General features: G+C 72.2%; 20 protein-coding genes and 1 tRNA gene. 9 read left to right on the top strand and 12 right to left on the bottom strand.

The annotated features are described in order from the left end of the window. Positions 1 to 36: 36 nt before the first annotated feature. The 6 genes from AB0M16_RS10750 to AB0M16_RS10725 all read left to right on the top strand — a co-directional run bounded on the left by AB0M16_RS10750 (position 37) and on the right by AB0M16_RS10725 (position 4,580). Entirely contained in the window at positions 37 to 264 is a 228-nt protein-coding gene (locus tag AB0M16_RS10750; protein ID WP_365341098.1) for a ferredoxin, read from the top strand. Continuing rightward, complete coding sequence (locus AB0M16_RS10745) at positions 254 to 1,645, top strand: FAD-dependent oxidoreductase (RefSeq protein WP_365341096.1); 1,392 nt, start codon at positions 254 to 256, stop codon at positions 1,643 to 1,645. Before AB0M16_RS10750 ends, AB0M16_RS10745 begins: the two co-directional genes overlap by 11 nt. 27 nt (positions 1,646 to 1,672) lie before the next feature. Further along, the gene (locus AB0M16_RS10740; protein ID WP_365341094.1) at positions 1,673 to 2,908 is read left to right on the top strand and encodes a cytochrome P450; all 1,236 of its coding nucleotides are present in this window, start codon (positions 1,673 to 1,675) and stop codon (positions 2,906 to 2,908) included. 137 nt (positions 2,909 to 3,045) lie between these two features. Further along, entirely contained in the window at positions 3,046 to 3,435 is a 390-nt protein-coding gene (locus AB0M16_RS10735) for a hypothetical protein (protein ID WP_365341092.1), read from the top strand. Positions 3,436 to 3,691: 256 nt separating this feature from the next. Beyond that, positions 3,692 to 4,438: a hypothetical protein gene (locus AB0M16_RS10730; RefSeq protein WP_365341090.1), complete on the top strand. Its 747-nt coding sequence runs from the start codon at positions 3,692 to 3,694 to the stop codon at positions 4,436 to 4,438. 69 nt (positions 4,439 to 4,507) lie between these two features. Next, a tRNA-Gln gene (locus tag AB0M16_RS10725) sits at positions 4,508 to 4,580 on the top strand. A gap of 182 nt (positions 4,581 to 4,762) precedes the next feature. Here the strand turns inward: AB0M16_RS10725 and AB0M16_RS10720 are convergent. Both AB0M16_RS10720 and AB0M16_RS10715 read right to left on the bottom strand, forming a co-directional pair. Next, positions 4,763 to 5,803, bottom strand: coding sequence for a vWA domain-containing protein (locus AB0M16_RS10720; RefSeq protein WP_365341088.1), 1,041 nt, complete (start codon positions 5,801 to 5,803; stop codon positions 4,763 to 4,765). Between the two features lie 126 nt (positions 5,804 to 5,929). Further along, positions 5,930 to 6,832, bottom strand: a complete 903-nt coding sequence (locus AB0M16_RS10715) for an NAD-dependent protein deacetylase (protein ID WP_365341086.1) — start codon at positions 6,830 to 6,832, stop codon at positions 5,930 to 5,932. A gap of 419 nt (positions 6,833 to 7,251) precedes the next feature. Between AB0M16_RS10715 and AB0M16_RS10710 the strand changes: the two genes are divergently transcribed. Continuing rightward, entirely contained in the window at positions 7,252 to 8,124 is an 873-nt protein-coding gene (locus AB0M16_RS10710; RefSeq protein WP_365341084.1) for a DUF2071 domain-containing protein, read from the top strand. On the opposite strand, the gene AB0M16_RS10705 is transcribed toward AB0M16_RS10710, so the two are convergent. The 3 genes from AB0M16_RS10705 to AB0M16_RS10695 form a co-directional block, all read right to left on the bottom strand. Beyond that, on the bottom strand, positions 8,090 to 8,410 hold the full coding sequence (locus AB0M16_RS10705; RefSeq protein WP_365341082.1) for a hypothetical protein: 321 nt from the start codon (positions 8,408 to 8,410) through the stop codon (positions 8,090 to 8,092). The genes AB0M16_RS10710 and AB0M16_RS10705 overlap by 35 nt on opposite strands. 141 nt (positions 8,411 to 8,551) lie before the next feature. Next, positions 8,552 to 9,136: an SUKH-4 family immunity protein gene (locus AB0M16_RS10700; protein WP_365341080.1), complete on the bottom strand. Its 585-nt coding sequence runs from the start codon at positions 9,134 to 9,136 to the stop codon at positions 8,552 to 8,554. 218 nt (positions 9,137 to 9,354) lie between these two features. Continuing rightward, a complete protein-coding gene (locus tag AB0M16_RS10695) occupies positions 9,355 to 10,206 on the bottom strand; it encodes a TioE family transcriptional regulator (RefSeq protein ID WP_365341078.1) in 852 nt (283 codons plus the stop codon). Positions 10,207 to 10,264: 58 nt separating this feature from the next. On the opposite strand from AB0M16_RS10695, the gene AB0M16_RS10690 reads away from it, so the two are divergent. Together AB0M16_RS10690 and AB0M16_RS10685 are read left to right on the top strand one after the other, a co-directional pair. After that, positions 10,265 to 11,467 (top strand): erythromycin esterase family protein, encoded by a 1,203-nt coding sequence (locus tag AB0M16_RS10690; RefSeq protein WP_365341076.1) that lies wholly within the window; start codon positions 10,265 to 10,267, stop codon positions 11,465 to 11,467. A gap of 413 nt (positions 11,468 to 11,880) precedes the next feature. After that, positions 11,881 to 12,624: a TauD/TfdA family dioxygenase gene (locus tag AB0M16_RS10685; RefSeq protein WP_365341074.1), complete on the top strand. Its 744-nt coding sequence runs from the start codon at positions 11,881 to 11,883 to the stop codon at positions 12,622 to 12,624. 45 nt (positions 12,625 to 12,669) lie between these two features. Here AB0M16_RS10685 and AB0M16_RS10680 read toward each other — a convergent pair whose 3' ends face one another. From AB0M16_RS10680 to AB0M16_RS10650, 7 genes are all read right to left on the bottom strand, one after another. Further along, complete coding sequence (locus AB0M16_RS10680) at positions 12,670 to 13,218, bottom strand: GNAT family protein (RefSeq protein WP_365341072.1); 549 nt, start codon at positions 13,216 to 13,218, stop codon at positions 12,670 to 12,672. Between the two features lie 203 nt (positions 13,219 to 13,421). Continuing rightward, positions 13,422 to 14,534, bottom strand: coding sequence for a pyridoxal-phosphate dependent enzyme (locus AB0M16_RS10675; RefSeq protein WP_365341070.1), 1,113 nt, complete (start codon positions 14,532 to 14,534; stop codon positions 13,422 to 13,424). Next, positions 14,455 to 15,504 carry a GHMP kinase gene (locus AB0M16_RS10670; protein ID WP_365341068.1) on the bottom strand — a complete coding sequence of 350 codons (1,050 nt, stop codon included), beginning with the start codon at positions 15,502 to 15,504 and terminating at the stop codon, positions 14,455 to 14,457. The genes AB0M16_RS10675 and AB0M16_RS10670 overlap by 80 nt, the downstream gene beginning before the upstream one ends. Then, positions 15,501 to 16,349, bottom strand: coding sequence for a DUF364 domain-containing protein (locus tag AB0M16_RS10665; protein ID WP_365341066.1), 849 nt, complete (start codon positions 16,347 to 16,349; stop codon positions 15,501 to 15,503). The genes AB0M16_RS10670 and AB0M16_RS10665 overlap by 4 nt, the downstream gene beginning before the upstream one ends. 11 nt (positions 16,350 to 16,360) lie before the next feature. Then, a complete protein-coding gene (locus tag AB0M16_RS10660) occupies positions 16,361 to 17,158 on the bottom strand; it encodes an ABC transporter ATP-binding protein (protein WP_365341064.1) in 798 nt (265 codons plus the stop codon). Beyond that, positions 17,155 to 18,504 carry an iron ABC transporter permease gene (locus tag AB0M16_RS10655; protein WP_365341062.1) on the bottom strand — a complete coding sequence of 450 codons (1,350 nt, stop codon included), beginning with the start codon at positions 18,502 to 18,504 and terminating at the stop codon, positions 17,155 to 17,157. Before AB0M16_RS10655 ends, AB0M16_RS10660 begins: the two co-directional genes overlap by 4 nt. Next, the gene (locus AB0M16_RS10650; RefSeq protein WP_365341060.1) at positions 18,494 to 19,525 is read right to left on the bottom strand and encodes an ABC transporter substrate-binding protein; all 1,032 of its coding nucleotides are present in this window, start codon (positions 19,523 to 19,525) and stop codon (positions 18,494 to 18,496) included. The genes AB0M16_RS10655 and AB0M16_RS10650 overlap by 11 nt, the downstream gene beginning before the upstream one ends. Between the last annotated feature and the right edge of the window lie 114 nt (positions 19,526 to 19,639).

The raw sequence follows: 19,639 nt of genomic DNA, 5'->3' as shown, positions 1-19,639 counted from the left end.
GGGGCTCGACCCGGGCCAGTGGAGAGGACCGATCCCGTGGTAAGGATTGCCGTCGATCTGAACCGCTGTCAGGGGTATGCGCAGTGCGCGTTCCTCGCTCCCGAGATCTTCACCATGCACGGCGACGAGGCGCTCCTGTACGACCCGGACGCCGACGAGGCGCAGCGCGCGAAGCTGGCCCAGGCCGCCGCGGCCTGCCCCGTCCAGGCCATCCTCGTCGACGCCGTGGACGAACCGGCCGAGGCGGTGTCCGGTGCTCGGTGACGGAGGCTTGGAACAGCTCAAGCGCGAGGGCCGCATCGTCGTCGTGGGCGCCTCCCTGGCCGGCTTGCGGGCCGCCGAGACCCTGCGCGCCAAGGGCTTCGCGGGTTCGCTGACCATGATCGGCGACGAGCCCTGCGAACCGTACGACCGCCCCCCGCTGTCCAAACAGGTGCTGCTGGGCAGGGCGCGGGCCGACCGCACCGCACTGCCCAGGCTCCGGTCCGTCGACGCCACCTGGCGGCTCGGCGTACCCGCCACCGGCCTGGACATGGCCACCCGGCGGGTGCGGCTGGCCGACGGAGACGAGGTGCCGTACGACCGGCTGCTGATCGCCACCGGAGTCCGGGCGCGTCCGTGGCCGCGCGAGGAGGAGGCGGAACTCGACGGCGTCTTCGTGCTGCGGACCCGCGACGACGGCGCCGCGCTCGCGCGGCGCCTCGCCGACGGACCCGAGCGGGTCCTCGTCATCGGGGGCGGGTTCGCCGGCTCGGAGGTCGCCTCCGCCTGCCGCGAGCGCGGCCTGCCCGTCACCGTCGCCGAGCGCGGGGCCTCCCCCCTCGTCGGCGCGCTCGGCGGGGTGGTCGGTGCGGTCGCCGCCGACCTGCATCGCGAACACGGCGTGGACCTGCGCTGCGGGGTCATGGTGACCGCTCTGGAGGGGGACGCCTCCGGTCGGGTGCGCGCCGCTCACCTCTCGGACGGCTCCACCGTGGAGACCGACGTGGTGGTCGTCTCGCTCGGCGCCCTCCGCAACACCGAATGGCTCGCCGGTTCCGGACTCGGGGCCGGCCCCCGCGGCATCGCGTGCGACGCCGGCTGCCGCGCCTTCGACATCCGCGGCATCGTCACCGACGACATCTACGCGGCGGGCGACGTCGCCCGCTGCCCGCACCCCCTGTTCGGCTACCAGTTCCTGTCCCTGGAGCACTGGGGCAACGCCGTCGCCCAGGCAGGCATCGCGGCACACAACATGCTGAGCCGGAGCACCGACCGCCTGCCGCACATGGACGTGCCGGCCTTCTGGTCCTCGCAGTTCGGAGTCAACATCAAATCGGTCGGAGTGCCGTCGATGGGGACGGAGATCCTCATCGCGCAGGGCTCGCTGGAAAGCCGCCGGTTCGTCGGCGTCTACGGGTACCAGGGGCGCGTCATCGGTGCCGTCTCCTTCGACCACGGCCGGTGGCTGCCCTTCTATCAGGAGATGATCGAGACCACCGCACCGTTCCCGCCGCAGTTCGCCACGGTCGACCGGCACCCGGACGGCCAGCGGCCGATGGACGCGGACTTCCCCGACCCCTCGGTACCCTCCCACGGCCCGACCGTGACCCTCAGCGGATACTCGCCGGCCGACCGCCGGATGACGTTCACCCCCGCGCACTGACCCGCACGGCCACGAGGACCTCCTGCCATGACGCAATCCCTGCTGCACCAGATCCTGGACCACGCCAACCGGGCCGATCCGTACCCGATCTACGAAGAGCTGCGGAAGACGCCGGTCCACCACGATGGCGACGGGCCGTACGTGATCAGCACCTACTACGAGATCCGCAGCCTTCTGCACGATCCCCGGCTCAGCTCCGACGCCCGCAACCTGGCCTCGAACACGGCCGACCCGCTGGCCGAGGAGACCCCGCAGGAGAGCGCCCTGCCGCCGGGCTTCCTCCGGCTCGACCCGCCGGAGCACGACCGGATGCGGCGCATGACGAACCGGCACTTCGGCCCGCCGCACTCGCCCCACCGCGTCGACGGAATGCGCCCGGAGCTCGACGACATCGTCAGCGGCCTGATCGACGGCATCGGCGACCCGGGCCGCATCGACCTGGTGGACGAGTTCTCGTACCCCTTCCCGGTGACGGTGATCTGCCGGCTGCTCGGGGTGCCGCGCGAGGACGAGGCGCGATTCCACGTCTGGGCGGACACCCTCGCGGCCAGCCTCGACCCCGACCCGGACGCCGACCCCGCCGAGCGGGGCAAGGGGTCGCACGAGGCCCGGATGGAGCTGGGCATGTACCTGGCCGGCCTCATCGAGGAGCGCCGCAAGAACCCCGGGGACGACATGCTCTCCCAACTGGCCGCCACCAAGAGTGAGGACGGCCAGATGACCACCATGGAACTGCTGAGCACCGCGGCGCTGCTGCTGATCGCGGGGCACGAGACAACCGTCAACCTCATCACCAACGGCATGCTGACCCTGCTGCGCAACCCCGACGTCCTCCAGCGACTGCGCACCGAACCGCGACTGGCCGTGCCCCTCGTGGAGGAACTGCTGCGCTTCGAGCCGCCGGTGCAGCTGCTGCCGCAGCGCACCACCCTCGCCGACCTCGAGGTCCGCGGCGTCACGATTCCCAAGGGCTCCACCCTCTGGCTGATCCTGGCGTCCGGCAACCGCGACCCCCAGCGCTTCGAGGACCCGGACCGCTTCGACCCGGACCGCCGGGACATCCAGCACCTGGGGCTCGGCAGCGGCATCCACAGCTGCTTCGGCGCACCGCTCGCCCGCCTGGAGGCCCAGCGCGCCCTGTCGGAACTGGCCCGGCGACTGGAAAACCCCCGCCTGCTGGAGGACCCGCCGCCGTACCGCCAGAACGCCGTGCTGCGCGGACCGCGGCATCTGCACATCGCCTGCGACGGGATCAGGCCGTAGGACTCCACACGGACGGATTCACGTGGTCGGACGAGGGCGGCCGGACGTCCGCCGGATTCCCCGGCGAGCAAAACGTGTATGAGGCGGCGTACGAGGCTGTGGCACCCTGTCCCGCATGACGACCCACCGAAAGGTCCATGTCGCGTAGACGGCCAGGACGCATCCGGGCCGAACTCCCGGACCGCCAAAGGTCACAGCCCCCACGGCCGGCCATCGACCGCCTCTCCCCACGAGCGCTGTCCGAGATCGTCCGCCTCGAACGCACGCGGAACTACCTCCAGCCAGGGGACACCAGCGCTGCACTGCGCCTGTGGAAGGACTACGTCCGTCGCCCCGAACGCGAACTCTGGCACGACGAGGAGTTCGGCAACGTGCACTGGTACTGCTGCGGCAACCCACTTGAAGGCCGTGCCCTGCTCGACGGCGTGATCCGAGCGATGTCGCCTCGCGGCGCCCGCGAGCTCCGCAAGATCGTCGCAGAGCTCGACGCCTTCATGGGCCCGCCCTCCCCGGCCACCGTCTTCTGAGGACGAGAAACGAGCTGAGACGTCGCTCCTCATGACTCAGCGAGCGCCGGTGTCCCGCGTGCGGTGCGGATCGCTGTCAGTGCGTCCCGGACTTCTTGGCTGTTCGTCCCCCGCATTTGGCGAAGTCCGTGGATATCCAGTTGGGCGCTCCGCCGGCGGATGGCAAGGTGAGGCTCATGCCGTCGCCCACCGTCGAAGAAGTCCTGCGGGAACTGCACGCCTCGCCTTCATCGCGTACATCACGGCGCGGGGTCACATGCGCAGCGTCTTCACGAACGGCCGCCAGCGCCAGGCCTACGACGAGGTCGCCGAGGCGCTGTTCCAGCGCCTCCGCGCGCGGCCCGAGCGGACCTGCTGGGCCGCGGTCGCGCACGTGCATCCGACGCCGGAGGTGCTGGCGGCGGTCTCCGACGAGGACCTCACTCGACTGCTGGTCCGATGGAACGCCTTCCTGCGCCAGGTCGCGGACCTGTTGGAGGACGCCTGGAACCGCCATCCGCTGGAGCGCGAAACCATGATCGTGCGGCGTGGCGACGACTCGTCGACGTGGAACCAGGCCGCGCAGGCGTGGAACACGGCCCGAGCGCACTGGTTCGCGATCCTCTGGGAACTGGGCCAGGAGGAGTTCCTGGACCGGTACTGCCCGGGCAAGGTTCCCCGCCTGATGGCTGCCGATGTGGCCTACTGGCACCGCATGAGCGGTGGCGGGCTGCATCCCGACACCTACATCTGGGCGGAGTTGCCGTTGCCCTGGGAGGTGCTGCGGGGCGAGAAGGAATGCCCACGCTCCTTGGTCGAGGCAGTCTGCGCCCGGCATCGGAGGGATCCGGTCGCCGGCGCGTGGACCGCGCCCAGGCCTACGGCCGAGGCCGTCGCTTTCCGCCGGACACCCGAGCTCGTACACGGTGTTGCCGTTGCGGACCCCCTCATGGCCAGTGCGCTCCGGTCGGTGGGAGTGTTCTCCGGCAAGGGCAAGCGCGCAGCTGCCAGGGAGTGGCTGTGACCGCCTTCCTCCGCGGCCTCGGGGAAACAGGTTGCCCTGGAGGGCGGCCCCAGCCATGATCGACGTGGCGACGAGGAAGCTCTGCGGAGGAGCGCCCGGCTCTGATCCCGGGTGGACGTAGGTTCGAATCCTGCCCTCGTCGCCTTTCCGCTGCGGTCGGCGGCGCCTGGAGGAGCGCAGGCGCCGACGGTCGGGCGGACGTCGGCGCCTGCGCACGAGCGGTGCTGTAGGGACTTGCGGGACCCCGGGTCGGCTCTCCGAGGCCTCAGATCATCCGGGTCGGCGTTCCCAAGCCTCAGATCATCTGGTCGGTGGTCCGAGGCGTCAGATCATCATGAGCAGGCGGGTCTGGGGGACGAGCTTGCGGTTCACGCTGGTGCTCTGCACGAAGATGGTGAAGTCGTCGTTGTGGTCGGGCTTGATGCGGACTTCGACGTCCGGCAGGCCGAGCAGGGCTCGGGCTTCCGGTCCCGTGTACACCCGGTCCGTCTTCTTCTCCAGTACCGCGATCTGCTTGCGCGCCTGGATCTTCTCGGACTTGCTCAGCTGGTAGAACGCGCACCCGGTCCGGTACGTGTGACCGGATTCGATGACCCATTCGCGGATGGCCACGTCACGCGTCACCGGGACCAGTTGGTACGCGGACGGATCCGCCGGCGTGAGGCCGGCCGCCTTGATGGTGTCCTTGTTGACGGCCTCCGCGCCCACGGAGAACACGGCTCGCGAACCGCGAATGCCCTTCGTGCGCCCCACCATGAACTTCTCGGTCGCTTCCTGGATGACCTGTCCGGCCTCCTCCAGGCCCTGGGTGCTCGTGGCGTCCCAGATGGCGATGTTGTCCTTCGGGAAACCGCACTGCATCGCCTCGCGCTTGCCCATCTGGTCGGGCACGAGGACGGCGAGCGTCCAGTTGTCCTCCTGGGTCTGGAACATCTCGGTCACGGCATCGACCAGTTGACGCGCGTTCTTCGTGGGGGCGTCGGGGCAGCGATGGCTCGCGTTCTCCTGGCCGTCGGTGAGCACGAACGTCAGGAAGCTGTGGTCGCCGTACAGTTGGGCCGTCTGGGCCAGCTCACGCTGCGACTTCAGCGCCGCCGCCAGCAGGGCCGTCATACCGCCGACCCGGTACAGCTGCTTCAGCGAGGGCATCCGCAGCACGTCCTTGTCGTAGATGACGCACTCCACCTTGTCGGCGAAGACGTACACCGTGACGCGGGTCTCCTGGTCCAACTCCCGCGATCGCCGGGCGAGGTACTCGATCTGCTGATCGGCGACCTCGACGACCTTGCGGCTCAGGTGCGACATGGACGAACTGGCGTCCAGCACAAGGGCGACGTGGTTGATGTAGTTCTGGCTTCCGGACACGGGCAGTTCCCCCTCTTTCCGATTCGGTACCCCTACCGTCTCACCCAGCACTGACAATCGACCTCGGCCGCCGGGCCGGCCGCATGCCGACTCCGGGGCACCCGTGGCGGCGTGGCGGCACGGGGGTCAGGGAGCGGTCCGAACGGATTCGAGAGGGACGCCCAGGTGGTCCGCAAGGCTGGTCAGGGCCTTGCCCAGAGGGAGCGCGACGCGGGAGGCCGCGTGCCGGTCCCCTCGCGTCTGGTCCCGGTTGATGATGAACACCGGCTTCCCGGCCTCGGCCGCCTGGCGGACGAACCGGAGACCGGACATCACCGTCAGTGAGGAACCGAGGACCAGCAGCGAGGCCGCCTCGCGCACCAGCGCGCGGCAGTGCTCGACGCGCTGGGGCGGCACGGATTCGCCGAAGAACACGACGTCGGGTTTGAGGATGCCGCCGCAGACCGTGCACGGCACGACATGGAAGTCCGTGACCTGCTCGTCGGTGAGGTCGGCGTCACCGTCCGGGTTGATCCCGGCGGCGACCGGCTGGAAACCGCGGTTGGCCTCTTCCAGTCTCCGGGCGAGTTCACGGCGCGTGCTGACGTCCTGGCAGGTGAGACAGACGACGCGGCTCAGACTCCCGTGGAGTTCCACGACCCGCTCGCTCCCGGCGGCCTGGTGCAGCCCGTCGACGTTCTGGGTGATCACGCCGGCCAGCAGGCCGTGTCGCCCGAACGCGGCCACGGCGCCGTGGCCGGCGTTGGGCCGGGCCCGCCCGAAGGTGCGCCAGCCGAGGTGGCTGCGCGCCCAGTACCGGCGACGGGCCGATGCGCCGCCGATGAAGTCCTGGTAGGTCATCGGGGTGTGCCGACTGAGGCTCCCGCCCTCGCCCCGGTAGTCGGGGATGCCCGACTCCGTGGAGATGCCCGCCCCGCTGAGCACCAGCACGCCGCCGGCGCCGAGCGCGTCGGCGACCGGCCCCAGGTCCGTGGTGCCCGGCGGCAGGTCCTCGGTGGGGGTCCAGCTCAAGGTGGGGCGCGTGCGCATGCCGCCAGGGTACGCAACCGCCCCGATACCCGCCGGGTCGCCGACGCGTGGGCCGTGCGGAGGGCGCGGCGGAGCCGGTGGGGTGCCCGGCGAGCCCGCCAGGGTCCTGAGGGCAGCTGTCGTCACGCAGGGAGGCCCGCGTCGTCGCGAGGAGTGAGCGGCGCGTTCGTCGAGGACGCCCTGCGCGGGGGCGGCGGAGCGGGGGGATCGGCACCTGAGCTTGAGCGCCTGCCCGGCACGTGCTGGGGCGGCTGCCTCCTGGGCTCCCTGACGCCTCCCCGACGGCTCCCAGACGGCTCCGCGACGGCGCGGGCCCGTGCGTACGGCCCCTGAAGGCAGCCTGCGGGGGAGAGGAGGAACCGTGCCGGGCTTCGGGCCCCTGGCCCAGGCCGGCCGGGCGTGCTTGTCATACTGCTGCGATGCCGCTGCCCCCGCGCGCCGTGCCGTCCGAGCTCGGCCCCGTGTCCGAACCCGAGCCGATATCCGCCGACCCGCGGCACGAGGCGAGGCCCGCGCTGCTCACCCAGTCGTGGCTTGACCTGGCGTTTCTGCACTGGGCCGTGGATCCGGCCGACGTGGCCCCGCTGCTGCCGGCCGGCACGGTTCCCGACACGTTCGGCGGGGTCACGTACGCCGGTCTGGTCGCCTTCCGGATGCATCGCGTCGGGTGGTTCCGGCTCCCCGGCATCCCGTACCTCGGCAGCTTTCCGGAAACGAACGTGCGGCTCTACTCCGTGGACCGCCACGGGCGCCGGGGCGTGGTCTTCCGTTCGCTCGACGCGTCGCGGCTGATCCCGGTGGCGATCGGCCGCTGGGCGTTTCGCATTCCGTACGTCTGGTCGAGGATGGCCGTCACCCAGGACGGTGACACCCTCACGTACACCAGTCGCCGACGCTGGCCCGGCCCGCGGGGCGCGCGCAGCGCGATCTCCGTACGGGTCGGCGAGCGCATCGAGGAGCCGACCGACCTCGAGCACTTCCTCACCGCCCGGTGGGGCATGCACAGCTCCTGCTTCGGCCGTCCGCTGTACCTGCCGAACACCCATCCCCGGTGGCCACTGCACCGCGCCGAGCTGCTCTCGTACGACGAGGACCTCCTGGCCGCGGCCGGCCTCACCCGGCCGCCCGGCGGCCCGGTCAGCGTGCTCTATTCACCGGGTGTCCCGGTCCGCTTCGGCAGCCCGCCCCGGATCCCGGCCCAGGCCTCCGCGCCGGCGCGGGAATCGGTGCCGGAGTCGTGGGCAGCGCAGACCGTGGTCAGGCCTCGTCGAACGGCTCGTCGCTCCACCTGAACCAAGCGCGTCCGCCGTCGATGTGCAGGAGGAACTCCGCCACCGGACCTGACGGAGCCACCAGCGACAGGGCGCCGGAGATCCTTTCGTAGGCGTCGTCGAACCGCTCGTACTCCTCCGCCTCCAACAGGACCAACGACTCGTCGAACCACGGCTTCACCTCCCCGAACGCCGTCGTGGGAACGAACTGCCCGTGCAGCCAGGGAAAGTCGGCCTCGTCGATCACGATCTCGCCGAGCGGTTCCTCCTGCCGCACCAGTTTCCAGACCTGGCCGTCGAAACCCATCCAGCCCGCTCTCCCTTCCATGCCTCGGTGTCGCTCCAAGACTCTCAGGCGCCACTGACAACGAGGGGCCGGGGAACACCTGCTGGGCGCGAGCGGCAGGGCCGGGTCGCGAGGCCGAGTCGGCCCCGCCGGCCCCGCCTCTCAGACCAGACAGTCGAAGATCTCGTCCCAGAAGGCGGAATCGTCGACATTCGGGTCCTGGCCGGTCATGCGCTCACGCAATTCGGCGACGGCCGCGGCGCGGATGTCGTCGTCGTCCGCCTCCAAGGCGCTGCTCGATTCGGCGATCAGTCCGAGGAGCACGGCGAGCCGGGGGAGGGAATCCGCGGCCGGTCCCTGCCAACCGGCCCCGTGGTCCCACCCGTTGGGGTCGTAGTGGGTGATCCCGCCGTCCGCCGCGTCGAGCATCAGGTGCTGATCGCCGGAAAGGGCGATGGTGAAGCAGAAGTTCTCGGGCGGGGAGTCGTCGTCGGGGTAGCGCTGCCCGTAGATCTCGTCGGCGTCGAACGGTTCCAGGCCGTCCTCGTCCCGCACGTGCCGGGTGTCGATCCCCACGACGTCGAGGTGGACGGCGGGAAAGCCGACCGTGAGCAGGAACTCCCTCGATGCGGCATCCGTCAGCTCGGTGGGCAGGGCGGCCTCCTCCGGCCGCCAGAGGCAGCCCGTGCCCAGCCGTTCCTCCAGCCACTCCGCGTCCGGCGTCAGCGGAATGTCGTTGTTCTTCACTGCGTGGCCCCCATGCGTGACGGGTCGTCCGATCCTGGTGGCCCAGTCAAGCGCACACCTGCACGGCGACGTCGGGCGGATCCCCCTTCGGCGATGCCGGCGAGGCCTTGGACGTCCGGGCGTGGGGCACAAGGCCCGGGGTGCGGGGGTGCGGGGGTGCGGGGTCCCAGGGTGCCAGGGCGGCAGCGGGCAGGGGGCGGGGGCAGAGAGCCGCCCGATCATGTGTGGCGTCCGTCTCGCCCGCCGGTGCGACGTCCCTCGGCGGGTCCGTCGCGTTCGCTGAGGTACGCCTCCAGCCCCGCGGCCCCGGCCAGCAGGGCCCGCCCGCGCGAGGTCAGCCGCCCGTGCCAGTCGGACAGGGCGGCCTCCAGCGGTTCCAGTCCGCCGGCCGCCCGCACCTGGGCGATCAGCGGGGCGATCTGCTCCAGCAGGTGACCGCCTCGCCTGAGCTGGTGCGTCAGTCGGGCGTCGCGGACGTCGGCCTCGTCGTACACGCGGTACCCGGTCTGCGGGTCGCGGCGCGGGTGCAGCAGCCCCGCGCGCTCCCATGTGCGCAGGGTGGCGGGGCGGATGCCCAGCTGCCGTGCCAGCGGCCCGATGAAGGTGTCGCCGGGCTGCTGCGCGGTGATCGACCGGCGGCCTGCGCCGGGCCGGGGCCTGGACCTGAGCCCGGACCCGGCCCCGTCGGTCGGCCCCGCCCCGCGCGCGGACGGCGGCGCGGGCTCCAGATCACGGAGGGCGCTCTCCACGGCCTGGAGGGTCCGGCGGTCGTCGAGGAGCTGGGCGTGGCTCTCGTCGATGATGCGGAAGGCCTGCTCGGCCGCGCCCTGGTTCACGGCCCGCATGATCGACGTGGCCGTCCGGTGGCCGTGGCCTGGGAGCAGTGCGAGGAAGGCGCGCAGGGCTCCCGCGTGCAGCGCGGTGTAGGTGCGGTAGCCGTGGGGTGTGCGCTCGGCTGCCGGAAGGATGCCGGCCTCCTCGTAGTTCCTGACCGCCTGCGTGGACAGGCCGTGCCGACGCGCCAGGTCGACGGGCCTGAGCCGTCCCCCGGATTGAGGGTTCTGCTCCATCGAGCCGACGATATCGCGGAAAACTCTCCACCGAAGGTTCAACGATAGCGTTGAAGGCATGGCGACTGACATCAAGGACACCGCCCATGCCGTCGACGCTGCCGCCGTCATGGGGCTGCTCCGGACCCGGCCCCGGCTGCTCGCCCTGGGCGAGCCCACCCATGGCGAGGACACTCTGCTCGACCTGCGCAACGAACTCTTCCGGCAGCTCGTCGAGCAGGAGGGCTACCGCACGATCGCAATCGAGAGCGACTGCCTCATGGGGCTCGTCGTCGACGACTACGTCACCTCGGGGACGGGGACCCTCGACGAGGTCATGCAGCGCGGGATCAGCCATGGCTGGGGCACCTCCGCGGCCAACCGTGAGCTCGTGCGCTGGATGCGTGCCTACAACGAGGGCCGCCCCGCATCCGATCGGATCCGATTCGCCGGCTTCGACGGACCGCTGGAGATCACCGGCGCCGCGAGCCCCCGACAGGCCCTGACCGCACTGCACGACTACCTCTCGGCCCGGGTGGACGCGGACCTGCTCCCCTGTACGGCGCAGACCCTCGACCACCTGCTCGGCCACGACGAACCGTGGACGGATCCCGCCGTCATGATGGACCCGGCCAGGTCCGTCGGCCGGTCGGCGGAGGCGCGGCAACTACGGCTGGTCGCCGATGACTTGGCGGCGCTGCTCGACGAGCAGGCCCCTCACCTGATCGCGGTGACCTCGGGCGACGAATGGGACCGGGCACGCCTGTACGGGCGCACCGCCGTCGGCCTCCTGCGCTACCACCACTGGATGGCCGACACCACCCCGGCCCGCCTGGCCCGCCTGGTGGGCGTACGGGACCAGATGATGGCCCGTAATCTGCTCGCCGTCGCCGCCCGGGGGCCGGCACTGGTCCACGCCCACAACTCGCACCTCCAGCGGGAGAAGAGCACGATGCGGATGGGTGGGAAGCCGCTGGAGTGGTGGAGTGCCGGTGCGCTGGTCAGCGCCCGGCTCGGCGACGCGTACGCCTTCGTCGCCACGGCCCTCGGCACCATTCGGCACCAGGGCGTGGACACCCCGCCGCCGGACACCGTCGAAGGACTCCTCTACGAACTCCCGGACGCCCACTACGTCATCGACACCGCCCGGCTGGTCACCGCCCTCGGCGACACGCCTCCGGCACCCCGCGTATCCCCCTGGTTCGGCTACGCCCCGCTCGACCCGGCCCATGTGACCGGCAGCGACGGGCTCGTGTTCGTCAAGGACGCCCGACAGGGCTAGGGCGGCCTGCCCGCCGGTCGGCGGCTCCTTCTTGCAGGTCCCCTTTGGATGACCGGGAACGTCGGTGGCCGCGGCGCTCGTCGTGCCGCGGCCACCGCCGCGAAGGGCCCGGTGGGCCGACGACGTGTGCGTCGGGGGAGCGCCACGGCCGTGCGCGGTTTGAAAGGGTCCCGACGCCGCCAGTCTTTGAGGGGGTGTACGCACCGGCCCGGGGGAGGGGGAGACGCGCGATGGCCGAACTCCGCGCGGCAGAGGTGCCGCTGAGCTGGAACGCCGCCACGCTGAGCAGGGATGAGTGGCTGTTCCCGGTGCCACCAGCGCCGGCACCACCACCAGCACGGCCACAGGGACCAGCGCGTGCACCGGCACCGGCAGCAGCGCCGGCACGCGTCTCACCCATGGGAGGTGCACTGGTGGCCACGGCCGATGCCGCTCTCTGGCGCGGCGCGGGGTTCGTGGTGTTCCGGGGCCTGGACCTCGCGGGCCTCACCGATCAGCAGTGTGCCGAACTGTGCGCGCGTGTCGTCGGCCAGGTGGGAGCCCCGGCGGGGCTCCGTCTCCAGCGGTCCGCCAACGAGCTCCTGACGGCGGCCACGGCCCCGGCAGTCCCACGGACGCCGGACCCCGGTGCCCCCGCTTCCCACAGTGGCGACGAACAGGTACTCCTCCCGCACATGGACCGTGGCGAGGGCCCCCGGCCGCCCAGGCTCCTGGCACTCCTCTGCATCCGGCCGGCGCCCGAAGGCGGCGAGTCCCTCCTGGCCAGTGGCACGGCCCTCCACAACCGCCTCGCCGTCGAACGACCGGAGGCGCTGCGTGAGCTCTACCGGGACTTCCACTTCGGCCGCGGCCCGGACTTCGACCGGGTCCGGCCGGTGTTCCACCTGGACGGCACGACCCTACGCGTGCACTACAACCGTTACTGGATCGGACGCGGGCAGGACGAGACCGGCAGACCCTTCAGCCCGGGGCGGCGCGATGCCCTGCGGGCGATGGACTCGCTGCTGAGGGATCCGGCGATGGTGACCAGCCTGCCCCTGTGCCGCGGCGACCTCCTCCTCGTCAACAACTCCGCCGTCCTGCACGGCAGGAGGCCCTTCAGGAACGGTGGTGCGCCGGACTCCCAACGCTGTTACGCGCGCGTGTGGGCGGACTGAAGTGCGCGGCACCTGATCGACCGGGGTTCAGCCCTCCCCGTGGCGTCAGACCTCGGGGAGGGAGGGATCGGGTGTCCAGGGGTTCGGGGCGGTGATGCTCCAGCGTTCGTGGTCGCGCCACGCCCCGTCGATGTAGAGGTAGGCGGGTGAGATCCCCTCGTAGCGGAAGCCCAGCTTCTGGACCACGGCCACCGACGCCCTGTTCTCCGGTTGGATCTGGGCCTCCAGCCGGTGGAGCCGCAGGTCGGTGAAGGCGTGCCGCAGGGTGAGGGCGAGCCCTTCGGTCATGTACCCGTTGCCCGCGGACGGGGCGAAGGCCGCATAGCCGAGGGACGCGCCCTGGTAGCGGCCCCGGATGATGGAGTTGATGTTGATCATGCCGGCGGCTTCGCCGGTCTCCCGGACACGGACCAGGAAGCCCTGGTTGGCGCCGTCGTCGAAGCGGCGCATCCAGACCTGGAACTCCTCCGCGGTCGCGGGCAGCCGCATCCACGGGAGGTGCAGCTCGGCGCTGGCCCGCACGAGCATGCAGAACTCGTCCTGGTCGGAAAGGGTGAGCGGGCACAGGTCGACCCGTGACGGCATGGTGAGCATGGGCCAACGTTATGTTCCCGCCGGCCAGTCGGCGATCCCTTCCTTGCACTCGCGGTGGACAGCGAACCCCGGGTGGCCCGCGTGCGCGCCGAGGAACGCCGTCGCCGCGCCCTTGCCCCTGAGGGCCCCACCGGTCGCCGCGCCCTCGCCCACGAGGGCCCCTCCGGACGCCGATCCCCAGCCCCCTGCCGTCGGCCGACACCTCACGGCCTCCCCACCCCGGTGCCCGGCGCGCGGTTCCACGCCATACGGCACCAGGGCAACGTCAGTTCGCTCAGGTCCTGTACGTCGCGAGGGGTCAGGCTCGTGATCGGTACGGCCTCTCGATGGCGGACGAACACGGTGTCCACGTAGCGGTGTCCCGTGTCGGCCGCGATGAACAGGACCGTCCGCTCCGGTGAGCGGGCGCGTTCGTGGCGGGCCGCGAGGTAGGCGGCGCCGCTCGACAGGCCCGCGAAGACGGCGTGCCGGCGCAGCAGGTCGACGCTGCCGGACAGCGCCGCGTCGAAGGCCACCCAGTGCAGGGTGTCGTACAGCTCGTGGGAGACGTTCCCGAAGGGAATGGAGCTGCCGATGCCGGCGATGATGATCTCGGGGTCGGCGACGTGCTCCGCTCCGAAGGTGACGCTTCCGTAGGGCTGGACGCCGACGAGCTGGACGTCGATGGCCGCACCGCCGGCGGCTCCACCGCGGGCAGCCCCGCCGTCACGGGCCTCACCGCCGGCAGGCCCACCTCCTGCAGCCCCGTCGCCGGCGGCGCCTCCCTCCCGGCCCGCGCGCAGGTAGCGGGCGAGGGCGCCGGTGGAGGCTCCGGAGCCGACGCCACCGACGACCGTGAGGCGGCCGGTGCCGACGGCCCGGCGGACGCGGTCGGCGACCGCCCGGTAGCCGAGGTAGTGGATGTCGTCGTGGTACTGCCGCATCCAGTGGTACTCGGGGTGCTCGGCGAGGATCTCGTGGATCCTCTCGACCCGCCGCTTCTGGTCGAGCTTGAGGTCGCTGCTCGGCTCCATCTGCTCCAGCGTCGCGCCCAGCACCGCGAGCTGTGTGCGCAGGGTGTGGTCGACGGTCGTGGAGCCGACGATGTGACAGCGCATCCCGTGCCGGTGGCAGGCCAGGGCGAGGGCGTACGCGTAGATGCCGCTGGAGCTGTCCAGGAGGGTGTCCCCCCTGCGTACCGCACCGGTGTCGAGCAGATGACGCACCGCGGCGAGCGCCGACACCACCTTCATCGACTCAAAGCGCAGGCATACGAGCCGGTCGTCGAGCCGTATCAGGTCCGGCCGGCCGATCGCCTCGGCGACGTGCTGGTCCATCGGGGAGCTCCTTTGCAGTCAGGGCGGGGGAGGTCGTGAAGGTCCGGGTGGTGGGGATGCCGTGGGCCCGCAGGCCGTGCAGGCAGCGGCGTACGCGTCGGCGCAGCGCCGTGGCCGCGGGGTCGAACAGCACGCCCGCGACCGCCCCGCTGTGGGCGATCTGGACGCCTACGGCTCCGGCGCGGCGGGCGACGGCGCACAGCGCGTCGAACTCGGGGTGGCCGAGCACGAGTTGGCCCCGCCGCGCGCTGGCGGTGGCGACCTCGCCGACCAGGGCGGCGTCCCCGGTGGAGACGGCGCGGCGCAGCAGCCCGCGCAGCCGCTCCCACGCGCGGACGTCGCTGTCGTGCACCTCGTCCGGGGGCAGGGAAAGGGTGTCCACGGGTGCGCCGCCCCCGAGCGTGCAGCCGACCACGACGAGCGGTGGCAGGGCCGGGCCCAGCACCTCCAGGACGCGGCCTTCCCGTTGGGCGAAAAGGACCGGGCGGCCGTCGTCCAGCATCAGCGGATCGCTGGCGGTCTCCGCCTGGACCGCCAGCCTGGCCACCGTGCCCGGTGCCATCCGCACCGCGTAGGAGTCGGCCACCGCGCGCAGGGCGGCGATGACGTCGCTGGTGGAGCTGCCCATGCCCAGGCCCACCGGAATGTCACCGGTGAGCCTCAGGTCCCCTCCACAGGGCGGGAGTCCCGCCGCGTGCGCGCACTCCGTGACCGCCAGCGCCGCGGCGCGGGCGGCCTTGTGCCGTCCTGCGGGGACCACGGTGATCGACTGCGGCGCCGTGCCGGGCCGTCGGACGAACTCGGCCCGGCTGCCGGGGCCGGCCATCGGGAGGGTCACGAGGCCGGGGCGTCGGACCCCGCCGTCGAGGAACACGCCTTGCAGGATCTCCCCGTGGTGGCAGGGGGCGTACCCGGTGCCCGTGGGGAGGGCACCGGCACCGGGTACGGCCCGGCGGGCGGCGGGGATCACGCGCCGCCCGCCCCTCGGTAGCGGTACAGGACCGTCTCCTCGGCGCTGAACTGGGAGAACGGGAAGGGCTCCGCGGACAGGGCGGTCACGCCCGCACCGAGGAACGCCCGGGCGACGGCGCTGCCGGACTGGGCGTAGACGACCAGGGGGAGGCCCTGCGTCCGGCAGCGCTCCAGGATGGTGTCGAACGAGCCGTTGCTCAGGGTCATTCCGGTGGCGACGACCGCCTGCGCGCGGGAGAGCACCTCGTGCATGTCGGCGGTGACGGGGTCGCCCCACTGGGTGGCCTTCAGGTTGAAGTCGCAGGGCAGCGGTTCCCCGCCGCGCTCGCGGATCGCCGCCACCAGCGGGTTGACGACGCCGATGAGGCCGACCTTCGCGCCCTGCTCGATGTCCAGCAGGCCGGCGATGGCCGCGTCGCGTGCCGCGGCACGGAGTTCGGGTGTGCCGTGGGGGAGGGTGACCGGCTCGGCCTGTCCCGAACGGGCGGCGAGCCGGTGCGGCCGGAGGTGGGAGAGGTAGGCGTCGAGCGCGGCGATGCGCACCGGGCGCGGAGCCTCGCGGAGCAGCACGTCGAGCGGGGCGCCGGAGGCATCGCGGCAGATCCCGGGGTCGACCTCGCCGGCCTCGAAGGCGCAGCCGCCGAAGGAGGCGCCGAGGCGGACCAGGACGTACTGGTTGAGGTACGTGGTGTCGCCGCCGGCCAGGCGGGTGCCGTGGTGCGTCCAGAAGACGCTGGTCGCGACGAGCTCGCGTGGCGGCGGACCGCCGAGCTCGCCGGCCAGAGCGGCTTCGACGAGTCCGTCGACGGAGCTGAAGGCGGGGACTGCGGACAACGGGGGCATGGGAGTTCCTTTCACGGGGCGGGCCGGCACGACGCCGTCGTCGCGCCGAGCGGCCCGCGGTAGGCGATGTGGGGATGGCCCAGGGAGTCGGTGGTGAGTTCGGCGTCGACGCCGAAGACCGCGGCGAGCCGCTCGGCGGTCAGGACGGCCGCCGGTGCTCCGGCGGCGACCAGTCGGCCGTGATGCAGCAGGAGCAGCCGGTCGCAGTGGCGGGCGGCGAGCGACAGGTCGTGCAGCGCGACGAGCACCGTCCGTCCGGTGCCGGACAACAGCTGCATGAGCTCCAGCTGGTGTCTGACGTCCAGGTGGTTGCAGGGCTCGTCGAGCAGGAGCCCGTACGGCTGCTGGGCGAGTGCCCGGGCGATGTGGACGCGCTGGCGCTCACCGCCCGACAGCGCCTTCCACGAGCGGCCCGCGAGCGGCGTGAGCCCGACGCGTTCCAGCGCGGCGGCCACGACGGCCCGGTCCATGGCGTCCGGTCCGCGCCAGCGGTCCCGGAACGCGGTGCGCCCCAGGCCCACGACGTCGGCGACCCGCACGTCGCTGTCGGCGTCCGCGTGCTGCTCGACGAAGGCGATCCGGCGGGCGATCCGGCGCGCGCTCCAGCCGCCGATGGGGACGCCGTCGTACCGGACGGTGCCCGTGTCGGGGACCCGCAGTCCGGCCAGGCAGCGCAGCAGCGACGACTTGCCGGAGCCGTTCGGCCCGACGAGGCCGACCGTCTCGCCGGGAGCGACGTCCACGCTCACCCCGCGTACGACCGTCGTGCCCGCCACCGACCAGCTCAGGGACTCGGCGGTGATCCTCACAGCTCACCCCTCTTGCGCAGGACCAGCAGGAACAGCGGCACACCCAGCAGGGCGGTGATCACACCCACCGGCACCTCACGGGGAGCGAAGGCGACCCGCGCCAGCGCGTCCGTCCACACGAGGAACACCGCTCCCGCGAGCGCGGCATGCGGGAGCAGTACCCGGTGCAGCGGGCCGACGAGGAACCGCAGTCCGTGCGGCACGATCAGTCCGACGAAGCCGACGGCCCCGACCGTGGCGACCGCCACCGCCGTCAGCGCCGCCGTGACCACCAGAGCGAGCGTCCGCGCCTGCCGCACGCCGATGCCGAGCGAGGCGGCCGTGTCCGAGCCGAAGGCGAGTCCGTCGAGGGCGTTCGCGTACGTCCACGCGAGGACCAGGCCCACCGGGGTGACCAGGGCGCACACCGCGACGCTGCTCCAACGGGCCGGTGCCATCGACCCGAGCAGCCAATGGGTGACGGCCCGCGTGGTGTCCGCGTCCGCCGACGCCATCAGGACGAGGGACGTCAGCGCGGTGAAGAGCTGCCCGACGATCACTCCGGCGAGGACGATGCGCGTGGAGTCGAGGCCGGTGCGCCGCAGGAGCAGCAGGAGCAGGCCGAAGGAGAGCAGGGCGCCCGCGAGCGCACCGCCGGTGACCCCGAGCGAGCCGGCCCCGATGCCGAGGACCACGACCACGACGGCCCCGGCCGACGCCCCCGAGGACACGCCGAGCAAATACGGGTCGGCGAGCGCGTTGCGGGTGACGGCCTGGAGCACGGTGCCGCACACGGCGAGCGAGGCGCCGACGAGGGCGGCCATCAGCACGCGGGGCAGCCGCAGGTCCCAGACGAGGGAGTCGAGCAGGGGAGGCAGCGGCTCGACGGGAAGGCCGAGGCGGGTGCCCAGGACCCTGCCCAGGTCCGCCCAGGTCACGTCAGTGGTCCCGAGGCGTACGGCTGCCGCCGCGGAGACCATGAGCGCGACGGCGCCGAGCAGGAACCCGGCCGCCCGGGCTGCCGGGCTCGCGGAGAACGGTCCCCGGCCGGTGGAGAACGGTCCCCGGCCGGCGGGGAGCAGCCCTCGACCGGTGGGGAGCAGTCCTCGGCCGCCGGACCGCAGTCCCCGGTCGGTGGACCGCAGTCCCCGGTCGGTGGCGAGCGCTACCGGGTCGGCAGGGTGCCCTCCCGAGCGGGCGTGCGGCGCCGCACCGGTGCTTTCCGCCGCGCTTTCCGCCGTGCTTTCCGCCGTGCTTTCCGCCGCGCTCTCCGTCGTTCTCTCCGCCGTGCTTTCCTCCGCCTTCCGGCGCCGCGCCGTCGGCAACAGGAGGTCGGGCGTGTCCAGCGCGGGCGGGTCAGCGGACATACCCGAGGTCCTTCATACCGTCGGCCAGCAGTCCGAGCGCGTGCACCGAGCGCACCGACGGGTCCAGTTCGATGCCCGGCACCTCGACGATCCTGTTCCCGCTGACCGCGGCGAGCCGTGAGATCACCGGGTGCCGGGCCATGACGGCGCGCTTCTCGGCGGCGCTGTCACCCGGGCGGCCGCGTTCGGAGAGGTCGCCGATGACGATGAAGTCGGGGTTGCGCCGGGCGACTTCCTCCCAGGTCACCTCCGGCCAGTCCTCGTCGACGTCGTCGAACGCGTTCTTCGCTCCGACGATCCGGCTCATCTCGCTGGGCAGGCCCGTTCCCCCGGCCACGTACGGCATGCCGTTGAAGACGGAGTAGAGGTAGACGACGTTCGGCTGCCCGGCCCCGGCCCGCCGGGGGGCCTTCGCGGATTTCGCCCCCGCCCCGGCCTCGGCGACCGCGGACCGCTGGCGGGCGGCGAGAGCGGCGGCGCGTTCCTCGACGCCGAAGATCCTGCCGAGGTTCTCGTAGTCGGAGAAGAGAAGCTCGAACGGCGTGCTGCCCGCCGGGTTCTGCCGGGGGCAGTCCACCGCACTGACGAAGGTGGGGACCTTGAGGGCGGCCAGCTCCTCGCGGGTTCCGGCCCGGTCCGCGGTGAACAGGTCCGCGGAGCCGGCGACGACGAAGTCCGGAACGGCCGCGCGCAGTTGCTCGCCGGTCGCGATCTTCGGGGCGATGACCGGGACCTTGGCGTAGGCGGCGGCGTACGCGGGCGGGATCTTCGTCTTGAGGTTGGCGGTGCCGGCCATCCGGCCGTGCAGGCCGAGTTCGAGCAGGGTCTCGGTCGAGGTCTGGTCCAGGGCGACCGCCCGCTCCGGCGGGCGGGTGAACGCCGTGGGGCGGCCGCAGTTGGTGACGGTGACGGTCGTGGTGGACCTGCTGTCCGCCTGCCTGTGGCCGGTGTCGGCTGCGGAACAGCCGGCGGTGGCGAGGGCGACGGTCAGGGCGATGCCGAGGCGGGTGGGACGGCGCATGGGTTCTCCGGTCGGGGAAGAGGGCGTGGGTGTTGACGTGCACCGGGCAGGAGTGCCGCGTTCGAAGGGTACTGTAATGGAAATCATTTCCATTAACGCGACCGGGGTCCCTCC

The organism is Streptomyces sp. NPDC051921 (assembly GCF_040680975.1).
Lineage (GTDB): Bacteria > Actinomycetota > Actinomycetes > Streptomycetales > Streptomycetaceae > Streptomyces.
This window is presented reverse-complemented; position numbering and strand designations above follow the sequence as displayed.